3 protein-coding genes are annotated in these 2,356 nt (G+C 58.5%); all 3 read left to right on the plus strand.

Going from position 1 to position 2,356, the window contains the following annotated elements; all coding sequences use genetic code 11:
- Positions 1-393 precede the first annotated feature (393 nt).
- On the plus strand, positions 394-765 hold the full coding sequence (locus RR842_RS13960; protein WP_332724699.1) for a GntR family transcriptional regulator: 372 nt from the start codon (positions 394-396) through the stop codon (positions 763-765).
- Between the two features lie 39 nt (positions 766-804).
- A complete protein-coding gene (locus RR842_RS13965) occupies positions 805-1,692 on the plus strand; it encodes an ABC transporter ATP-binding protein (protein WP_332521158.1) in 888 nt (295 codons plus the stop codon).
- A partial coding sequence (locus tag RR842_RS13970) for an ABC-2 transporter permease (protein WP_332730188.1) occupies positions 1,689-2,356 on the plus strand: 668 nt, incomplete at its 3' end. The genes RR842_RS13965 and RR842_RS13970, both read left to right, overlap by 4 nt.

Genomic DNA, 2,356 nt, shown 5'->3' on the forward strand with positions numbered 1-2,356 from the left:
GGTCTCCTTTCTTTTCTCTAGTATACGGTAATACCGTAATACTTTCAATCATTTCAGCGGGTGAAACCGCGCCTGATTGCCCGCCTGATTGCCCCTGATTGCCCTTTCAAGAAAACGTACATTCGCTCTTGACGGGCTCGCAGTCGGTGTTTATAGTGTGCATATCGGGTATATACACACTGCACAGCTAGCATCGCCTGCCGCGCAAAAGCAATAGCCCGACGGAGGGCGGCTAGGAACGTGCTCGCCTCCCTCCTGGACGTGTTGCAGGACGCTGCGACACGCCACCCGAGTGCGACGGGACGCCGAAGCACTCGCGCACCACCCGCTTTCCCACCGCAAAACCGCACGTCTTGCGCAACCGGAAAACGGGCCAAAACGAACAGGAGCACCGTGGACATCATCATCTCGAACGCAAGCGACAAGCCCCTCTACGAGCAGATAGCCTCGCAGATGAAAGGGTTGATCATGAGCGGCGTGCTTGCAGAAGGAGCACAGCTTCCGTCAATCAGGGTACTGGCCAACGACCTACGCATCAGCGTTATCACCACGAAGCGCGCCTACGCCGATCTTGAAGCGCAGGGGTTCATTGAAACCGTGCAAGGCAAAGGCAGCTTCGTTGCAGGTGGGAACCTTGAATTGGTGCGCGAAGAGCGTTTGCGCCAGGTGGAAGTAGCCCTCGAGCAGGCGGTCGACACAGCACACGCGGCGGGTATAAGCGCTCGGGAGATGCACGATATGCTCGATTTGCTTCTAGAAGACTGACACGGCAGCACCTTAGCCTCCAGCAGAAAGTGACGACTGATGAACGACCTACTTCATATTGCCAACCTAGAAAAGCATTACGCCGACTTCGATCTTGCCGGTATATCCCTCAGCGTGCCCGCAGGCAGCGTCGTAGGATTCGTCGGCAGCAACGGTGCTGGCAAAACGACCACGATCAAATCGATACTGGGATTGGTCAACCCCGACGGCGGCACCATCAAATTGTTCGGTGAGGACGTAACCCATTTGGCACCTTCACACCTGGCGACCGCCAAGCAACGCATCGGCGTGGTGTTCGACACGTGTTCGTTTCCCGAGGAAATGACCGTGGCCACCGTCGGCAAGCTGATGGCGTCGTGCTACCGCACATGGAGTGCACCTGCCTTCTCCACCTTCCTGCGCGCCTTCGAACTGCCCGCAAACAAGACGGTGAAAGAGCTCTCGCGCGGCATGAGCATGAAGCTTTCTCTGGCAAGCGCGCTTGCCCACAATCCCGAGCTGCTCATACTCGACGAGGCCACCGCAGGCCTCGACCCCCTCGCCCGCGAACAGGCGCTCGACACGCTGCGCCTGTTCATGAGCCATGAAGGCCGCGGCATCCTCATGTCCAGCCACATCACCAGCGACCTGGAGAAGATCGCCGACTACATCGTGTGCATCGACGAGGGCCGCATCGTATTCAGCGTCGAGAAAGACGCCATCACCGATATCGCGGGCGTTGCGCAATGCCGCGCTGCTGAATTCGATGCCATCGCAGACAGCGGATTTTTCGCTCCCCGCACCATGCACTTCGAGCGCGCGACCTACGGAACCACGGTACTCGTACCCGACCGGCTCGCGTTCAGCGCGCAGTTCCCCGCCGTCACCGTCGAGAGAGCCACTATCGATGCCTATATGTCTTTGATGCTGAAAGGAGAGGTCCGATGAAAGCCATGCTCTGGTCCGATTTGCTTGTTGCCAAAAAATACTTCGTTCAGCAGATTCTTCTTTGCCTGGTCGTTGCCGTATTCGTCTGCATTATGACAAGCAATCTTTACGTGGGAATGCCCCTAGCGAGCGTTATGATGCCCTTTTCGCTCGCATTCACCATCTTCGCCCTCGACGAGCGCGGCAATTGGGAGCAGTTTCGCCTGGCGCTGCCCCTCTCTCGTACAGACATCGTCCTTGGCCGTTATGCCAGCTTGGCGGTTCTTGCCCTGATCGGCCTGGTACTGGGCGCGCTCATCTTGGGCCTCGTCGTTACGGCGGCAATGCTCTTCCCGTCCATCCCCCAGCTCGCCGGACTTCTGACGACCCTCTCATGGCAAGGCATTGTGCTCGTTGCCGCCATTTCCATCGTCATCATTCTTGCGATGTTCTCGCTGACCATGCCGCTGGTCTCGCGCTTCGGCATGACCAAGGCCGTGCGGTTCGTGCCCCTGCTGGCCGTTGTCGGCATCATGGTCGTCTTCTCGCTTGGCGGAAACGATGAGATGTCCGTATTCGCGACGAACCTGGCCAACTTGCTTGCAACGCCGGGAGGCACCCTTGCCGTGGCCGGTATCGTGCTCGCAGCCGGATTGGCACTCTATGCCCTCTCGGGCGTCCTGTC

This window comes from Gordonibacter sp. (genome assembly GCF_036667095.1).
In the GTDB taxonomy this organism is placed as follows: Bacteria; Actinomycetota; Coriobacteriia; order Coriobacteriales; family Eggerthellaceae; genus Gordonibacter.